This is a genomic window from Tepidanaerobacter acetatoxydans Re1, assembly GCF_000328765.2.
Lineage (GTDB): Bacteria > Bacillota > Thermosediminibacteria > Thermosediminibacterales > Tepidanaerobacteraceae > Tepidanaerobacter > Tepidanaerobacter acetatoxydans.
In genome coordinates this window covers 940,474-956,086 of the sequence record NC_019954.2, presented here as the reverse complement: position 1 = coordinate 956,086, position 15,613 = coordinate 940,474, and the positions used below count along the sequence as shown (strand labels likewise).

The following is a 15,613-nucleotide window of genomic DNA, read 5'->3' as shown; positions in this document are numbered from 1 at the left end:
GTGTTTAAAAATTCGGGTGGTGCCAGGCACCTTTTTCATCCAGTAACTTGAAACTATAACTCTATCTGTAGCATGGCAAAATCCTAACTGATCTTTCCTGTTGACATTGCATTTGTAAGGATATAAATTACATTTCGTAAGATGCCGTTTAACTTCTTTTACCTTTTCATGTAACCGCCCGTTTTCTAATAAGTTTAAATAACCGGGTTTTATATTAACCTACATACTCTTCTTCTCCAAAAAGACTTTTTCAGCAAAATGATACCTATCAAAATTGTAATACTATTAATAATGTATAATCCTTGCTTTCTATGTATACATCTATCTTGCCGTAAAGTCCTAGGTCAAAATCTGCATCGACTTACCTCTTATTCATACGCTCATATGGCCTTTTATCTTTTTTGCTCCGTCATGCTTTTATGTACATAGCTCCTAAATGTAATTTCCTAGCTACACTATATTTTAAACTTTAAAATGGTATTTTGTAGATCCTGAGCTAATTGTGATAGATCTCCGCTGGAACTTGCGATCTCCTCCATTGATGCAGCTTGTTCTTCCATAGATGCTGTTACTTCTTGGGTAGCTGCAGAATTCGGAAATATTCCATTTAGGGAAAGAGATTTGTTGCTAGCTAGGGTTGAAATAAAAGAGAATGGTATCAGTATTACAATAATAGACGGATACGAAATAAGAATACCAAATGCGAGAAAGGAAGAAGTAGTAGAAATAGTTATAAATATATTACTTCTAAATTTGCAGAAGCTACCAAAGTAGAATTATGTAAAAGCGTGAATAAATCTATTATGCTTATTATTCTGGTCATATAAAACTAGTGGTAAATCTGCCTTTGGCATCCACACTCTTCCAATTTCAATGGCTATAGAAGCTGGACATGCTGGAAATATATGAATCCTATTATTTTGTCCATGAACGGTCTTAATTCTATTATAAGCTTCTCGCATATTTTTTCTAAAAAGGCTTAACTGTTTTCGGCTTTTAATCAAATCATTATTAGGATTTTTTACCGTTATTGTCCATATAGATGTTTCATTCCCTAGAACGCTTATAATTCTATCATTATCAATTATTCCACTTAATGATAAGTTTAAAGCTACTGTATCATAAAGTTTTTCAGGCTCTTTTACAATATAATCAAATGGCTCTGTATCCTCTAACCACTTCCATGTATTCGGTTCTCTATGTTTTTGATATATTACTGCTGGTTGAATATCGGAAATTAGCCTACCTAGTTCTATTAACAATGGTTGAGGAGCCAATGCAAATACTGACAAATGCTTTATTTCACCATCTTCTATCCTGCTTTTTACCTTTGTTTGATATTTTTTATTAAGTTGATTCCTTTCATGATCCCAGAACTTATCTTCATAATCTTTATATGCACTATTTATACAACTCAGTTCAATCGGGTTTTTGTCTGCTGGAAAAAATTCTGGAAGAATAGCATCAATAGCCTCTTCAGGGTTAATCCTTAGAACATTATTACCAATATTGGCTGTATAAAATATAATGTGGGATAAATCTTTATCTTTAAGAGAAGTTAGGTATCCGATTCTCTCTTCATGAACTTTTTTCATGTGTCTAAGAACTTCAACAGAATATCTTCCTACATTTTCTTTATCATCAATCATTCTATGGTGTGTATCGCACAAAAGCATAAGATTATCTAAATCTTTACATTTTTTACTTGATAATACTTCATCACCTCGTGGGCCATTAGGTGAATCTGCAATTATATGTGCAACATAAGCAGAATTACAACCTCTTTTTGTAAGTATATCATACCAAAGTGGCTTATTACATCCATCAAATTCACATCTTCCACCTGCTATAACCCATAAAGTTTGAATTACTTTTTGTGGAATCTTAGCTTTTGACATACAATACCCCCAGCTTAAAATCTATTTGTTTTACTTCTCAAAATAACATCCAAATCAAATCGAAACATATATGCAATATCTAGTTGCATTAATTCTCTAATAGTTTTACCATGGCAATTTCTTAACTTTTTTTCACTATTACAAGGGCATAAGTGATGCCCTCTATAATTACTATTTGAAAGTATTTTGAGAAATTTTAAAATACTATTTATATCAGTAACACCAAATAATTCTTTATAAAAGTCTATTATTCCTGCATTTCCGTGAGGATGTTCTCCATAAGGAAGACGTCCAAATTTTTCTTTATAACTAAACCCATACAAATACTCAACTACAAACTTCTCAACGTAAAAAAGTAATGTAGGGTTCTGCATAAAAATAATCTTCATCTTAGTTGGAACTTCTAAACAAAGATAATCATTTGCTAACCTATGAAAATTTAAAGGTATCCTTCCACCAATCTCTTTTGTCATTGGCAAATTGCTTGGATAAGTAGAAGGGATCTCAATTTTTATAGTATAAGTATCTGCAATTACAACTCCATTATATAAAGCCTTAAAATTTAATTCTCCTTTAACTATTCCTATATCATCTTCCCAGTAAAGAATGAAACTAGGATATTTCTTTATTAACTCCTTAAATTGATTTTCTATAACTTCTTTTATATTCATTTTTTACCCCCAAGGCTTACCTGGACTAGTTATATTTACAGTAGAAAGTGATGAACTTTGCATGCAATCGTTATGATGTTGTAAAAGCAAAGATTGATATTTCGCATTAGCTTTTTCAACTACATTATTACCTAAAACATTCTTCAGTGAATTAATATCAAAGCCAGGTTTATCCATATTTTGAATTAAATCTAAATACACCCAATTAACCCATTGGAAAAATGCTTTTGCTTTTCTGTTATCATTTTCATGCCATCTGTCAGCAAAATTTTCAGCTGGATTTACTGGATTAGAAATGTACCATTTACCTGTATATATATCTCTTTTAATTACAGCATACTGTTGTTGTGATATCTCAATATTGCTTAGAAGTATTGCATATTGAGCTAATTTTAAGGCAATGAATTTTAATAATACAAATATATCAGTAGTTAGGCAATTTTCATTTTTAGCAATTTGAGAAACTAATGTTGTTATTATCATTGAAATAGGTTTATCATCTTCAAGCTTATGTCCATTAAATCTTAGGTCTCTATGTCTTTTGAGTATTTGAATCACTCTTTGCAAAGGTGTTCTAATCAATTGTGGTGGTACATCATCAATTGATGCAAAGATGTCTCTGTTGTTTTCATATATCTGTTTTCTTGTACTCTTTTCAACTAAGTCATAAAAAGATTTATTTATTTCATCAAACCAAAGCCCATATCCATTAGGATTACTAGATTCCCAATTATATAGATTATCAATCTTATTTTTATTTGTTATAGCTATTGCTGATTCCGCATATCTTGGAGCTAGATTATATTCCTTTATTAAACTCTCAATGATTTCAATGCTCTCTCTTATTGAAGGCAAAATGTCAAGATGAAAACCAATACCATCTTTTTCTGCATATATGAGAGTCCAACACCTACGCCCTTCTTCATCAAGAATTTTTTTATACCTTTTATTTTTCCTTAACAGATTTCCTACAGTATTTTTTATTGTCGATGGGCTTGTATTATTTTTATCTACTAGTATCTGACATACCAAATCAATATCGTAGTCACTTTCAATACCGTTCCTTATTGGCCTTGTGACAGTACCTAATCTAAACGAACCTTGAGGATAGAAATGAGCTTTGAGATCATTTTCCTCCAAATATTCAGCAACTGCTGTATATCTCTCAACAGCTAATTTATACATTGTTGGTGAAATATCAAGTTGTTTCCCTATTTCTTCAAAAATTAACCCTTTATTTATAGATTCCATTTTGCACCTCTAAATATCAAATTTTGTTATATTTTGGAATATGTACTATCTATTACCATTCTAATATATGAAATTAATAATGTCAAGCAAAACCACAATATGTTGCGTTTTATTTTTGTTTATACTGCTACATCTAGTATGCAGTGCATTTGTTAGGAATTTTTATATTAGTAAATTTTATTAATATCGGTATGCAAATCCAAATCAAAAAAACATATAGATATACTAACTTATATGGTTTTTATTTACATATTCTTTAATCTTATCTTTTATGACCTTAGAAATATTTTTCTTCGAATGAGTTTTTTTATATAATACCCTTATGAATATATTATCCCAAGTAAAACTCATACGCATGAAAAAAGAAGAACCAATCCCAAAAGGTTAGTTCTCCTTATCTGAGTTTCGACAAAATTCGGGTGGTGCCAGGCACCTTTATATATAGTTTTGGATGACGGCAAACCTTTTAAACAATTCCCAGTAGCAGTAGGGAAATTTAACACGCCGACACCTATAGGCGTCTTTACCATAACTCAAAAAGATATTTGGAGCGGAGAGTTTGGTTCGCGTTGGATGAGGTTAAGCGTTCCTTGGGGAATATACGGAATACATGGTACTAATAAGCCTTGGAGCATAGGCACTTTTGAATCCAGCGGTTGTATCCGAATGTATAATACACATGTTGAGCAAGTCTACGAATGGGTCACAATCGGTACAAAAGTATTTATGGTTGGGGGTGTAGATGGACCTTTTACCTTCGGTTTAAATACTTTATCACAGGGCTCTAGGGGTTCTGATGTGCTGGAAGTGCAAAAGCGTCTTGCCGGTTATGGCTTTTATAACGGTGCTTATGACGGAATCTATGAACATGAAACCCAAAAAGCCGTTCTGGCCTTTCAAAAAGCTAAAGGGCTTTACCCGTCCGGAAAGGTAGACGCAGCCACCTATAAAGAGTTGGGAATATCACACTTTGGATAATCTTTAAAAACCAAATGCAATAAAACTGGCTAGATCGTTCAATAGATCTACCATAACGGATACAACCATTTCTTTTATGCATTTTTCAAAGGCTTCCTGGTATCCTATTCCACTTTTATCCCGGTTTTCATTATTTCTCTAGCTAGTGGGTTTGATGTGCTAAAATCACTAGTTTTAAATGGCCTAGGTTCAATCCTATTATCTATTTTTCTTCTTAATTTCATTAACCTTAAAGTATCTTCTACTGGATCTCCACTAAAATCATCTCCAACTACTGCTATATCAATATCACTATCGGATGAATAGTTGCCTTTCGCATATGAACCATATAAATAAATGTGTTTTACATCCATTTCCTTTTTAACTAATCTACTATAATTTGCAACTATTTCTTCTATTCTTTCTTTACTATTAAAAGAAGCCATTTCCTCAACTCCTTTATCTTTTCAATATTATTTGTGGTAAACTCATGGTCACATTTTTTATAAAAACTTTGATTGTAATCTGGGTATCTAGCATTTATATTAAAAGTTGTAATAAGATCTAATGTATCTTTCTGCTCTTCCGTAGTATTAATCTTGGCCTTTTCCGCTAATCTTAGCAAATCATGTATCCTAGGTGGATTGTCGTCAACATTTTTTACATATATGCCTTTAAGCAATTTTTCTATAACTAAATGCCCTATGAATAAACTCCAATGATAATCTTTACTTTTATATAAATTTAGCATGGTTTGATAATCTCGATTTGATGTGTCGACCCAATAATTGATTATGGTGTCTTTATCCATTATTTCACCGACCCTTGTATAATTGCAACTTATACCTAGATAACCTACTACTGCCGAAGTAACTTATTATAAGACAACCTTAAAATTTTCTAATATCATCATTTAAGTATTGTATTTCCTCCCAAAACGAAAGAATCATCTAATAATATTATACCATAATACGAAAAGTCTGAATCAATGTTCAAGCAGATTTTTTTCAGTTTAACATATTATCCCAAGTAAAACTAATACGCATGAAAAAAGAAGAACCAATCCCAAAAGGTTAGTTCTCCTTATCTGAGTTTCGACAAAATTCGGGTGGTGCCAGGCACCTTTTCATCTGGCACCTTTTCATCTCTCCAAAGCAGCCCTATCACCTTGCCCAGAATTTCGACAGCGCTGTTTATACCCATGAGCGCACCCTGGTGTCCTTCGGCAAATTTTGAAAGAGCTTAATTTACATCTTTTTCCCAATATAAAATACATATCCATAATACTGTTTGTATTTTGAATACAAGTCTGCCTCACGCCTCAAAAATGCAATCATATCCTCAACGGTTTTATTTCCCACATGTTTTTTCAAGAATTCCTCTTGCCTTGCTTTTTGCGGAATAAAATAATTGTCTATCCAACAATTTTCAGGCAGCGTAAATGCTGCAACAGGAATATAACCTGTTTTTTGCATGATGGAAATATTATATCCTATTGTGCCCATTTCAGGAACTGCGTCTAACCACCACTTCTCAATTTCAGCGGGGCGTTCGTCGGTAAACCATGACTCATATGTTACGGCAATATAACCGCCTTTTTTTAGGAAGCGTTTCCAGTAATTCAAGCCTTTTTCAAAACCAATATTGGCAATAGCCCCCTCAGACCATATAATATCAAATTCGTCATTCTGAAACGGTAAATTATCCATTGAACCGACAATACCTTTTACTCTGTTCTGCAAACCAAGTTTTCTGGCTGTTGCGTTAAGTTTATCAATCGAACCGTCGTAAAGGTCGAGGGCGGTGATGGTTGCTTCTGTATTTTGTACCAGAACCATTGTTTGGGCGCCTGTGCCACAGCCTAAATCGGCAATTTTTGTTTTGTTTGAAAGATTATCGATAAACCCTAATGCCTTGATGGTTTGTTCGGGGCTGCCGGGTCCCTGCCGTTCAAGCTCAACGAAAAATTCATTGATGAGGGCAAAATCAAATTCGTGGATTGTTATTTTTTCCATTATCATACTCCTCCTTTATATTTAAAATAATGACTACTGGATAATTACATACGCATTATCAATTGTTTGGCTGTTATTATTTAAGTAAATTATATATAAGGTTTTTTTGGAGAACAACCGCAAACACTTTTCAGAAACAAAAATGCACCATGCAGCTTTCACTCCATGGTGCACTTTATCATTTGTTTTCCGCTTTTATTTTTGCAATAATTTTCTGTATGCTTTTAGGTGATAAATAATAAACCTCCGAAAGAGATGTAATAGATACACCAGATTTGTATTTTTTGTATATCTCCATATTTCTAGCGGCAATTTCCTCTTTGCTCTTGGTCATTTCACCCCAAGCTTTTCTATTGACTTCTTTTCTTGGAATATAAATGTATTCACCATCAACATAGTTTTGAATTTTATCTATTAATTCTTCTGGCAATACATCAATCGCTCTAATATAGCTCATTATGCTCCTCCTAATTCGATTTTTTAGGAATGAGCAAAGGCTATACATATATCAAATCTCAAGTTTTCGATGCTATGCGATAGCCTTTGCTACGCATAACGAACCGACTCCATTTTAATCAAACAATTCTTCCTCCCTTTTGCAAAAATAATATTACACAATCAATCTTACCTGTTATTTTTATTTTTTGCACGCCTTATAGCCCGTTTCATTTCCCCCTTGCTTCCGAACATTCTTCTAATTCTTTCTTGTTCCAACTGACGTGAGCTAAGCCCCTCGTATTCTATTTCCTTTTGCAGCTTCATATAATTCTCAAAACGTTTTTCCGATAGTTCACCTGCTTCAATTGCTCTTTTTATTGCACAGCCCGGTTCCGCAACATGGGAACAATCTTTGTATTTGCAATGTGTAGCCAATTCCTCTATATCTTCAAATGCCTTTGGAAGATTACCAGCATAAAGGTGTAATTCCCGCATACCGGGCGTATCAATTACTATGCCTCCGTTCGGCAGGATAAGAAGCTGGCGGTGTGTCGTGGCATGTCGCCCTCTGTCATCATCTTTGCGAATTTCCTTTGTAACAAGGATATCCCTCCCCATAAGGCGGTTAATCAAAGTTGATTTGCCAACTCCTGAAGAACCGACGAAAGCAATAGTTTTACCTTCGGAAATATAGGAGTTAACGCTTTGATATCCATTTTCCTCCATGCAGGAACATACAATCACGTCTGTTCCTATGCTTACTGATGCAATTTCAATAAGCCTTTGTTGTAAATCATCGCACAAATCCGCTTTTGTTAGGACAATAACAGGCGTTGCCATACTATCCCATGCAATCGACAAATACCGTTCCAACCGCCGCAAATTAAAATCAGCATTTAATGACATACAAATAAAAATCACATCAATGTTTGCCGCCACAATTTGCGTTGTATTAGATGTACCTGCTGCTTTTCTTACAAAAGCACTTTTTCGTTTGAGTATATGGCGAATAATTGCATTCCCGGCATTCCCATCCGGCCTATCAATCATAACCCAATCACCGACAGCCGGAAAACTCATGCTATCGCCTGCATTATAAGCCAGTTTTCCGGAAACGCTTGCTTGAAGTTCTCCCTGTTCACTAATTACTTTATACAAACAATGATTTTGCTCAGAAACCCTTGCCAAGAACATACCTTCATAGCAAGCAGCTTCCTGCTCAAATCTATCACTTAATCCGTATCTTCTTAAATTGATATAATTCATTTTCTCCTCCAAAACGTGTTTATAAAATATCCTTTGGAAGGTTTTCAGATTAATTTTCTATACTAACCTCCCTTATCAATACAATTTCTACTGACTCTTTGCGTAACATGAACCATTTCTCCTTTCATGATTACCCAAGTTGTAATATAAAATTCGATGTGCCTTTTTAGATGCTGTGAAAAGGCCAGCTATCTTGAACGCAAGTCGATATCCTAACCCTAACTTATTAATCTCCTTAGCTAGCGTAAAAAACCACTCTTCCTTTAAACTTATACCTTCTGCCCATTCTTCAATTGCTTTGGCATCATCGATTCCCCAATGAATGGTAGCCCCAGTTTTGTTAAGTGATGGATGTTTTTGGGCATTCTTCGCCGTTAAAGTACTAAATGCATCAAATACGAGATCGCATCCTGGAAAAGCTTCCTTTAATTTGAGGATCAATGCCTTTACTTCTTCCTCTTTCAGGTACATGAACAACCCCTCCGCAATTACCATTACGGGGCGATCTTTTGACAAAATTTCGTCTATCCAACTAAAGTCAGTAACGAAAGAAGGAATCAAGTGATACGTATCTGTTTCCTTATAGAACTTTCGCCTAAGGTCTATAACGCCAGGCATATCTAAATCATACCACTCCGCTTCGCCTTTATCGACCCTGATGCAACGGCTATCAAGACCACATCCTAAATGAATAACAATACTCCTTGGATAACAGGATAAAAATTCTCGTGTATAGTCATCTAACTTCTTCGCTCTTAAGCAAAGTAATAAGGTTGTTTTTCTAGGGATTTTTAGTTTAGTGAAGTCATAACCATCTTTCGCGTCAATGACAGTTTCGATATTATAAATCCTCAGCTTTTCAGCCTTCTTTTCTACATAAACCAAAAACGCCTAATTTTTTGTCCTCCCTTATCGATGTTATTCCTGCCGACTATTCGCGTAATATGAACCGTTTCTCCTTTCCCTATGGATGAATATATTATTATTTTCCCATGATCCTCATAATCTTTATGTATTATCACTATTCATCTTTCTCGTAAATACAAGTATGGCAACCACCATAATAACAACTGCATATACGATTACCCACCATAAATCCGGAAAAATGGAAGAATAATTACCCGAAAGTGCAGCTCTTCCTGCCTTAACAGCATGTACGAACGGTAATGCACCTGCAACTACTTTGAATGCACCGCCGACCAAATCAAGGTCAAACCAAGTACCGGAAAGCCATGCGCTCAAATTTGTTAACAATGCTCCGCATACACCGCCCACTTGCTTTTCGTTAAATAAACTACCACAAAGCAAACCTATTGCAATAAACAAAAGTGCCGCCGGAGTTAGCACAATAATCGCAAGCACTACATTTATGCTGACGCCCAATCCCAGAAAAAATGCCACAGCAAAGCACACGGCAACCTGCAATATTGCCATCGGAAGCAGTGGAAGCGTATAGCCAAATATAAAATCACTTGAAGTAAGTGGAGCGGTAAATAAGCGTAGCATAAATGAACTGGTTCTGTCCTTTGCGATTAACAAGCCCGAAAAAAGTGAAATAAATGAAAGCCCGAAAACCGCAATCCCAGGAGTAAGTTGGTCAATTGGGAATAATACAACAGGAATATTAGACTGTATTATCGTCAGCAGTAGTAGCAAAACGACAGGGAAACCAATGCCAAAGGCTAAATTAAGGCGATCTCTCAAAATCTCCTTACTGTTTCGCGAAGCAAACGCTAAAGTTTTCATATCCGTATACCCCCTTCTCCTGCAAGTGCAATAAAGGCATCTTCAAATCTTGCAGTATTTGTTTTGGATATCAGCTCATTTGGTGTGCCAATTGATTTTAGTTCGCCCTTTGCCATAATGCTAATTCGGTCAGCTAAAGACTCTGCTTCTTCTAGATAATGGGTAGTCAAAATAATCGTAACCTTGTTCTTCAATCTTTTTATAACACTCCAAAGCTCTCGCCTTGCAACTACGTCAAGCCCGAGTGTAGGCTCGTCGAGAAATAGAATTTGTGGCTCTGAAATTAATGCCATAGCAATACTAAGTCGTCTTTGCCAACCGCCCGATAAGGTTTTCGCCTTCTCCTCCGTAATACTAGATAATTCAAAAGAGGAGATGATATCTTCGGCTTTTTGCTTAGACTGCCTCTTGTCACTTCCATATATACCCGCAATAAATTCAAGATTTTCTCGAACAGTCAGATTCGGGGCTATTGCAGTTTCCTGAGGTGAAACATTGATCAATTCTTTTACTTTGATTGGATTTGAAATAATGCTATTGCCTAAAATTATCGCATCACCATTTGTTGGTTTAGTAAGGCATGATAGCATTTTTATTGTGGTTGTTTTTCCTGCACCATTTAGACCCAACCAAGCAAACAGCTCTCCTTGCTCAATGGTTAGGTTCAGAGAATTGACGGCTATTTTCCCTTTGTATTTTTTTGTAAGATTGATTGTTTGAATTGCTATCATTCCTTTGCCTCCTCACTATCGCTGATTTTTTTAATTTCCTTTGCAAAAGTTAAGCTGTCTTCCTCGCTTTGCTCGGGATAAATTTCTTTACCTTTTCCGCTTAAAATGGCATCTGCAATTTTGCTGAAAATACCCATTCTTTCAATTGCGATACCCTTTTGAGCATCAGCAAGTAAAATCAATGTATCGCCGGATTCAATACCAAACATATCACGCACTTCCTTGGGAATTACAATCTGTCCTTTTGGCCCCACCTTGACCGAGCTCATATATTTACTATTGTCCTTGGACTTGTTCTTCATAATTAACCTCCATTTTGTTTTATTAGTTATAATTGTATAACTAATTATACCATTGGCTTTGAATTCCGTCAATTGCTTGTACTGCCAAATATAAATAAAATGGAGTTGCAAAATTCGCAACTCCGCAAAATATAAATATCCTATATTTGTTTTTGTAAGCTGACTTTTTTCACAAATCAACATTTTATCAACAATATTAACGTGATATAACTTGGCAGAGGCGAGAAAAATATACAAAAAACTAAAAATCACTGTAGACATGTTCCCGCGAACTCATCAAATCATTTCAATTTCCATCTTTTCCGTCTACACAACCCCGCCCGCCGGAAGCCGCCCCGAAAGGCTGTGGATGTATTTCCGCGAACAATCGCACACATAAAAATACAGGGCTTCCCGGCATCTCCGCCGCCGAAAGGCACATTTTCGGCGGGTAGCAAATTGCCGGAAAACCCTGAATTTAAGCCATTTTTCAGGCGCTTATTTGTTTTTTACATTTGTCATCAACACCACACACTCCACATGGCTTGTCTGCGGAAACATATCAACGGGTTGGGCTTTTTGGGTTTTGTATCCCTTATCTTCGAGATAGCGTAAATCTCTTGCAAGGGTGGCAGGATTGCATGAGACGTAGATAATCTTTTTGGGGGATATTTTTGTTATGGTTTTTAGGGTTTTTTCATCACATCCGCGGCGGGGAGGGTCTACTACTATTATATCGGGTTTAATGCCTTCCTCTGCCATTTTTGGTAGAACTGCCTCAGCCGCCCCCTCTATAAACTCCGCATTATTAATACCGTTTATTTTGGCATTTAGGCGGGCATCGGCTACAGCTTGTGAAACCAGCTCTATTCCATAAGCTTTTTTTGCTTTTTGGGCTAAAAATAGTGTAATGGTTCCTGTGCCGCAGTATAGATCGAGAACAATTTCATCTTGGGTAATGCCTGCATATTCCAGCACTTTATTGTATAAGACTTCTGCCTGTATCGGATTGACTTGGAAAAATGATAGAGGTGAAAGCCTAAATTTAATGTCGCCTATATAGTCATATATATATGGGCTGCCATATAATGTAATGTTTTTCTCACCCATTATTACATTGGTTTTTTTAGTATTAATATTTAATATAAGGCTCTTGAAACCTGGTATGTCACACTGAAGCATTTTTATTAAATCATCTGTGTGAGGAATTTCTTTTCCGTTTGCAATCAATGCAGCCATCACTTCTTTGCTCTTATTGCCAACTCTTACCATCACATGGCGAATTAAGCCTTCATGTTTTAACTCATCATATATCGAAATATCATACCTCGTTAACCATCTCTTTATAATTTGCATTACTTTATCACTTATGGGATGTTGTATTAAGCAATTTTCTAAGTCTACGATGTCATGGCTTCGCTTTTTATAAAAACCCATTACCGTGCTGTTGCCCTGCTTGGCAACGGGATATTGGGATTTGTTTCTATAGTGCCAAGGCTGCTGCATGCCTATCGTATCTATAACCTCGGCATCAATATGTCCGATTCGTTTTAAGCTGTCTTTTACTTTTGAAGTCTTAAACAAAAGCTGAGCTTCGTAGGTCATATGTTGAAGATTGCAGCCACCGCATTTGTCGGCATTTATGCATTGAGGAACTTTTCTGTCGGGTGAAGGTGTAAGTACCTTTATAACTTGTCCAATAGCATAGTCCTTTTTAACTTTAACTATTTCTATCTGACATTTTTCTTTCGGCACTGCACCTTCCACAAAGACGGTAATACCATCTATCTTTCCTATTCCCTGCCCCTCATGTGCCATCTTTTCTATTTGCACTTCATAACGACCGTTTAGTTGCAATGCTGCTTTTATTTTATTTTTCAAGAAACTTCCTCCAGTCTAATCAATGCTGCTTTTTAAATTGTAACATTGATAATAAAAAAATCCAATATTTTGTCGGCGGTTTTGCTTGTATAATATTACAGCATTAGATATAATACCTGTCTTTAGGAATAAAAATAAAAAAATGGTGCTAAAGCTCAAAACCTGTGCTTTAGCATCTTTTTTATTTGTGACTCATTAAGGAAATAATTAGTAATTGGTAATCCCTGCTCAGCCGCCAGGCTTTTTATGAAATCAGAAGAAGCCGTGATATTCACATACTTATCCTGTTCCAATTCTACAACCCGGAACTCCCGGATGAAATTAATAAGCCTCTCCGTGCAGTATTTGTTTTTTAGCACTTTGAATTTCAAGAGCCTGATGAGGAGTACAGACAGATAGCAGACCAGGAAATGCCCATGGATGGATGCTGTCTTTTGCAAGTAGACAGGACGTGCATCAAGGTAGGATTTCATCACTTTGAACGATTCCTCAATCCTCCAGAGGTTATGGTAGGTGTTATATATATTATCTGCTTTCATTTTGGTTTCTGACGTGACAAGGAGATTATAGCCAGCCAGCTCTAAATCCCTGTCAATGGCCTCCCGGTTAATGGTTACCCTTACCTTGCCGTCGATGGCATTCCCTTTGGGGTCGGCACAACCAAAGGTGACATATTTGCTGCATTCGCCGAATTCACTCTTCTTTGCCTGACTTGCTTTTAGCATTTTTGCTTTTTCAACCATTCTGTTTATCTCATACTTCTTTTTCTCCGCCAGCTTGGGGTTGTAGGTGACAACTCTTTTTTCCTTCAGCCTGACGGTATGTTTCTTCCCATTTTCGTCTGTATAGGTGTAAGGAAATTCATCGATGCATTCCTTGATCTCGTAGAGTAGCGTACCATTGCTGTCAGTGATTTTTTTGTAGTCGTTCTTTAAGAGGACCCACGTCTTTTCAGTTTCGGGGAGTTGCTTCACCGATTTCGAGAAAAGGTAGCCGTCCTTGTTTTTCAGGGCACTGATGATGTTGTTTGCGCAGTTAAGGCCTTTGTCGGCGACCTGCACCGTCCTGCCGGATATCTGGTTCCTTTCCTTGAGTTCTTTTATGACCTGGCGAATAACGGGCTTTTCGCTTTCGTTACCGGGGTAGAGTTTCATCCCGATGGGAACCTGGTTTGCATCCAGCAGCAGCCCCAGTCCGATGATGGGGTCATGCCTGTTTTCTTTTGAAGGCCCCTTCCTTCTGAATTCATCTTCCTTGTCGATCTCAAAATAGAAATTTGTGCAGTCAAAGTAAGTGGTAGATGCATCTAGGGGATATTTAAGGTTGACCTGGTGGTTGAAGATCTCAATAATTTTTTCGTATTCATGGCCCATGTACTCGACGCCATCTAAGATTTGGTCATAAGTAAGCCCATAAGACTCATACAGCTTGGGGAGAATATCATGGCAGGTTCTGCTTTTGGAGCGTGGGTCAACCACCCTGCTGTATATGAGGGCTTCCATTAGATCGGAAAGCTTGAAACGGAAGTCCCTAACGGATTGCATTAGATCCAGATAATTGGAGACATGTAGGCTTTTATAAATATTTTGTAAAAGAAAATAGCCGAGGTGCCTTTCAGGGGATGCAGCGATCTGCCTTGCCTTACTTTCTTCTTTAATGCGCTTTGCGTCTATGTTCATCTGCTTGACGACATCGGAATAATAGGCAATTGGGTCAGGGATACCAGCGTCGATCAGGTCCTGTACGTAGCCGAGAGCCATATATGATTTATGTGCGGTCTCCTTTTTGTCGCGGTTGTAGAAAGATTCATAGATCTGAAGATAGACCCCTTTTTTTAGGTTTGATTTTTTAAGGAAGTAAGCCATAGAGCGCCCCCTCTCAGAACACCATTTAACACCATTAATCATACACCAAGAAAGATTTTTTTGCAAGTACTTTTAGAATAAAAAAAGCGCATATTTGCGCCGATTTCTTATGTTTTATATTTTGATTGCTCCTAAATATTCATGGTGTTAAAGTCTAAAGACGGGCACTGCACCTTCCACAAAAACGGTAAGGCCATCTATCTTTCCTATTCCCTGCCCCTCATGCGCCATCTTTTCTATTTGCACTTCATAACGACCGTTTAGCTGCAATGCTGCTTTTATTTTATTTTTCAAAAAACTTCCTCCAGTCTAATCAATGCTGCTTTTTAAATTGTAACATTGATAATAAAAAAATCCAATATTTTGTCGGCGGTTTTGCTTGTATAATATTACAGCATTAGATATAATTAGTAGAAAGATATAATTTGGCAAACTCCTCCAAAGAGGTGGGCGCAAAGCCATGGGCCTAAAGTTTTTCTGGCTTTTTCGCGAAAAACTATGGCAGCCAGGCTGCTGGTAAGCGAAGGCTTTTAAGGGAGTAACCTATAATTGCCTTTGTTTATGTAATCTATTAAAATGCCCATTAGGGCTTTTGCTTTTATTTATTTTATTT

Annotated in this window: 16 protein-coding genes and 1 riboswitch; of the genes, 1 reads left to right on the top strand and 15 read right to left on the bottom strand. The window is 36.4% G+C overall.

The window, feature by feature from the left end; all coding sequences use genetic code 11:
- Nucleotides 1–776 precede the first annotated feature (776 nt).
- The 3 genes from TEPIRE1_RS04450 to TEPIRE1_RS04440 are packed head-to-tail and all read right to left on the bottom strand — an operon-like array spanning nt 777 to nt 3,820.
- Nucleotides 777–1,898: an SAVED domain-containing protein gene (locus TEPIRE1_RS04450; RefSeq protein WP_013777980.1), complete on the bottom strand. Its 1,122-nt coding sequence runs from the start codon at nt 1,896–1,898 to the stop codon at nt 777–779.
- A 14-nt stretch (nt 1,899–1,912) separates the two neighbouring features.
- On the bottom strand, nt 1,913–2,569 hold the full coding sequence (locus tag TEPIRE1_RS04445; RefSeq protein WP_013777979.1) for an SEC-C domain-containing protein: 657 nt from the start codon (nt 2,567–2,569) through the stop codon (nt 1,913–1,915).
- 3 nt (nt 2,570–2,572) lie between these two features.
- Nucleotides 2,573–3,820 (bottom strand): nucleotidyltransferase domain-containing protein, encoded by a 1,248-nt coding sequence (locus TEPIRE1_RS04440; protein ID WP_013777978.1) that lies wholly within the window; start codon nt 3,818–3,820, stop codon nt 2,573–2,575.
- A 447-nt stretch (nt 3,821–4,267) separates the two neighbouring features.
- Here TEPIRE1_RS04440 and TEPIRE1_RS04435 point away from each other — a divergent pair, with 447 nt between their 5' ends.
- Nucleotides 4,268–4,798, top strand: coding sequence for a L,D-transpeptidase family protein (locus TEPIRE1_RS04435; RefSeq protein WP_013777977.1), 531 nt, complete (start codon nt 4,268–4,270; stop codon nt 4,796–4,798).
- Between the two features lie 104 nt (nt 4,799–4,902).
- Here TEPIRE1_RS04435 and TEPIRE1_RS04430 read toward each other — a convergent pair whose 3' ends face one another.
- From TEPIRE1_RS04430 to TEPIRE1_RS13390, 12 genes are all read right to left on the bottom strand, one after another.
- Nucleotides 4,903–5,223, bottom strand: a complete 321-nt coding sequence (locus TEPIRE1_RS04430; RefSeq protein WP_013777976.1) for a nucleotidyltransferase domain-containing protein — start codon at nt 5,221–5,223, stop codon at nt 4,903–4,905.
- The gene (locus TEPIRE1_RS04425) at nt 5,193–5,588 is read right to left on the bottom strand and encodes a HEPN domain-containing protein (protein WP_013777975.1); all 396 of its coding nucleotides are present in this window, start codon (nt 5,586–5,588) and stop codon (nt 5,193–5,195) included. The genes TEPIRE1_RS04430 and TEPIRE1_RS04425 overlap by 31 nt, the downstream gene beginning before the upstream one ends.
- A gap of 436 nt (nt 5,589–6,024) precedes the next feature.
- Complete coding sequence (locus tag TEPIRE1_RS04420; RefSeq protein ID WP_013777974.1) at nt 6,025–6,792, bottom strand: class I SAM-dependent methyltransferase; 768 nt, start codon at nt 6,790–6,792, stop codon at nt 6,025–6,027.
- A 178-nt stretch (nt 6,793–6,970) separates the two neighbouring features.
- Nucleotides 6,971–7,249, bottom strand: a complete 279-nt coding sequence (locus TEPIRE1_RS04415) for a CD3324 family protein (RefSeq protein WP_013777973.1) — start codon at nt 7,247–7,249, stop codon at nt 6,971–6,973.
- Between the two features lie 167 nt (nt 7,250–7,416).
- Complete coding sequence (rsgA, locus tag TEPIRE1_RS04410) at nt 7,417–8,496, bottom strand: ribosome small subunit-dependent GTPase A (RefSeq protein ID WP_013777972.1); 1,080 nt, start codon at nt 8,494–8,496, stop codon at nt 7,417–7,419.
- A gap of 87 nt (nt 8,497–8,583) precedes the next feature.
- A complete protein-coding gene (locus tag TEPIRE1_RS04405; RefSeq protein WP_013777971.1) occupies nt 8,584–9,381 on the bottom strand; it encodes a class I SAM-dependent methyltransferase in 798 nt (265 codons plus the stop codon).
- 123 nt (nt 9,382–9,504) lie between these two features.
- Nucleotides 9,505–10,242: an ABC transporter permease gene (locus TEPIRE1_RS04400; RefSeq protein ID WP_013777970.1), complete on the bottom strand. Its 738-nt coding sequence runs from the start codon at nt 10,240–10,242 to the stop codon at nt 9,505–9,507.
- On the bottom strand, nt 10,239–10,973 hold the full coding sequence (locus TEPIRE1_RS04395; protein ID WP_013777969.1) for an ABC transporter ATP-binding protein: 735 nt from the start codon (nt 10,971–10,973) through the stop codon (nt 10,239–10,241). Before TEPIRE1_RS04395 ends, TEPIRE1_RS04400 begins: the two co-directional genes overlap by 4 nt.
- Nucleotides 10,970–11,275 (bottom strand): AbrB/MazE/SpoVT family DNA-binding domain-containing protein, encoded by a 306-nt coding sequence (locus tag TEPIRE1_RS04390; RefSeq protein WP_013777968.1) that lies wholly within the window; start codon nt 11,273–11,275, stop codon nt 10,970–10,972. Before TEPIRE1_RS04390 ends, TEPIRE1_RS04395 begins: the two co-directional genes overlap by 4 nt.
- A 477-nt stretch (nt 11,276–11,752) precedes the next feature.
- Nucleotides 11,753–13,135 (bottom strand): 23S rRNA (uracil(1939)-C(5))-methyltransferase RlmD, encoded by a 1,383-nt coding sequence (rlmD, locus tag TEPIRE1_RS04385; protein ID WP_013777967.1) that lies wholly within the window; start codon nt 13,133–13,135, stop codon nt 11,753–11,755.
- Between the two features lie 155 nt (nt 13,136–13,290).
- Nucleotides 13,291–15,000, bottom strand: a complete 1,710-nt coding sequence (locus TEPIRE1_RS04380) for an IS1634 family transposase (protein ID WP_013777966.1) — start codon at nt 14,998–15,000, stop codon at nt 13,291–13,293.
- A 147-nt stretch (nt 15,001–15,147) separates the two neighbouring features.
- Entirely contained in the window at nt 15,148–15,294 is a 147-nt protein-coding gene (locus TEPIRE1_RS13390) for a TRAM domain-containing protein (protein WP_013777965.1), read from the bottom strand.
- A gap of 123 nt (nt 15,295–15,417) precedes the next feature.
- Nucleotides 15,418–15,518: riboswitch (cyclic di-GMP riboswitch) on the top strand.
- Nucleotides 15,519–15,613: the final 95 nt, after the last annotated feature.

Excerpts from the sequence above, each read along its gene's own strand:
- TEPIRE1_RS04450 (WP_013777980.1), bottom strand. The coding sequence starts at position 1,898 with ATGTCAAAAGCTAAGATTCCACAAAAAGTAATTCAAACTTTATGGGTT.
- TEPIRE1_RS04445 (WP_013777979.1), bottom strand. The coding sequence starts at position 2,569 with ATGAATATAAAAGAAGTTATAGAAAATCAATTTAAGGAGTTAATAAAG.
- TEPIRE1_RS04440 (WP_013777978.1), bottom strand. The coding sequence starts at position 3,820 with ATGGAATCTATAAATAAAGGGTTAATTTTTGAAGAAATAGGGAAACAA.
- TEPIRE1_RS04430 (WP_013777976.1), bottom strand. The coding sequence starts at position 5,223 with ATGGCTTCTTTTAATAGTAAAGAAAGAATAGAAGAAATAGTTGCAAAT.
- TEPIRE1_RS04425 (WP_013777975.1), bottom strand. The coding sequence starts at position 5,588 with ATGGATAAAGACACCATAATCAATTATTGGGTCGACACATCAAATCGA.
- TEPIRE1_RS04420 (WP_013777974.1), bottom strand. The coding sequence starts at position 6,792 with ATGGAAAAAATAACAATCCACGAATTTGATTTTGCCCTCATCAATGAA.
- TEPIRE1_RS04415 (WP_013777973.1), bottom strand. The coding sequence starts at position 7,249 with ATGAGCTATATTAGAGCGATTGATGTATTGCCAGAAGAATTAATAGAT.
- rsgA (WP_013777972.1), bottom strand. The coding sequence starts at position 8,496 with ATGAATTATATCAATTTAAGAAGATACGGATTAAGTGATAGATTTGAG.
- TEPIRE1_RS04400 (WP_013777970.1), bottom strand. The coding sequence starts at position 10,242 with ATGAAAACTTTAGCGTTTGCTTCGCGAAACAGTAAGGAGATTTTGAGA.
- TEPIRE1_RS04395 (WP_013777969.1), bottom strand. The coding sequence starts at position 10,973 with ATGATAGCAATTCAAACAATCAATCTTACAAAAAAATACAAAGGGAAA.
- TEPIRE1_RS04390 (WP_013777968.1), bottom strand. The coding sequence starts at position 11,275 with ATGAAGAACAAGTCCAAGGACAATAGTAAATATATGAGCTCGGTCAAG.
- TEPIRE1_RS04380 (WP_013777966.1), bottom strand. The coding sequence starts at position 15,000 with ATGGCTTACTTCCTTAAAAAATCAAACCTAAAAAAAGGGGTCTATCTT.